Annotated in this window: 1 rRNA gene (only partly in view); it reads left to right on the top strand. The window is 52.5% G+C overall.

The window, feature by feature from the left end:
- Nucleotides 1-882 (top strand): 23S ribosomal RNA (locus ACAD63_RS13865) (it extends past both window edges: 1,168 nt to the left, 1,809 nt to the right).

Here is an 882-nt window from a genome sequence, read left to right as displayed (position 1 = left end):
TGAGGGAAAGGCGAAAAGAACCCCGGGAGGGGAGTGAAATAGATCCTGAAACCGCATGCATACAAACAGTCGGAGCCCCGCTTTAAGCGCTTTCGGCGAACCTCACGCAGTGAGGATCGCCAAAAGACCTCAGTGTGAAATAGCAGCACTGGCGCGCAAAGCGGTTTAAGCGCGAGAGCGCTTAAAGCGGGGTGACGGCGTACCTTTTGTATAATGGGTCAGCGACTTACATTCAGTGGCAAGCTTAACCGATTAGGGCAGGCGTAGGGTGACGGCGTACCTTTTGTATAATGGGTCAGCGACTTACATTCAGTGGCAAGCTTAACCGATTAGGGCAGGCGTAGCGAAAGCGAGTCCGAACAGGGCGTTGAGTCGCTGGGTGTAGACCCGAAACCAGATGATCTATCCATGGCCAGGTTGAAGGTGCGGTAACACGTACTGGAGGACCGAACCCACTAACGTTGAAAAGTTAGGGGATGAGCTGTGGATAGGGGTGAAAGGCTAAACAAATCTGGAAATAGCTGGTTCTCTCCGAAAACTATTTAGGTAGTGCCTCGTGTCTCACCTTCGGGGGTAGAGCACTGTCATGGTTGGGGGGTCTATTGCTGATTACCCCGCCATAGCAAACTCCGAATACCGAAGAGTGCAATCACGGGAGACAGACATCGGGTGCTAACGTCCGGTGTCAAGAGGGAAACAACCCAGACCGCCAGCTAAGGTCCCCAAATATAGCTAAGTGGGAAACGAAGTGGGAAGGCTAAAACAGTCAGGAGGTTGGCTTAGAAGCAGCCACCCTTTAAAGAAAGCGTAATAGCTCACTGATCGAGTCGTCCTGCGCGGAAGATGTAACGGGGCTAAGCTATATACCGAAGCTGCGGACGC

The sequence above is a fragment of the Cupriavidus sp. a3 genome, from assembly GCF_051015765.1.
Taxonomy (GTDB): Bacteria; Pseudomonadota; Gammaproteobacteria; order Burkholderiales; family Burkholderiaceae; genus Cupriavidus; species Cupriavidus oxalaticus_A.
The sequence above is the reverse complement of the archived record's forward strand: the minus strand, read 5'-3'. Positions and strand labels throughout refer to the sequence as shown.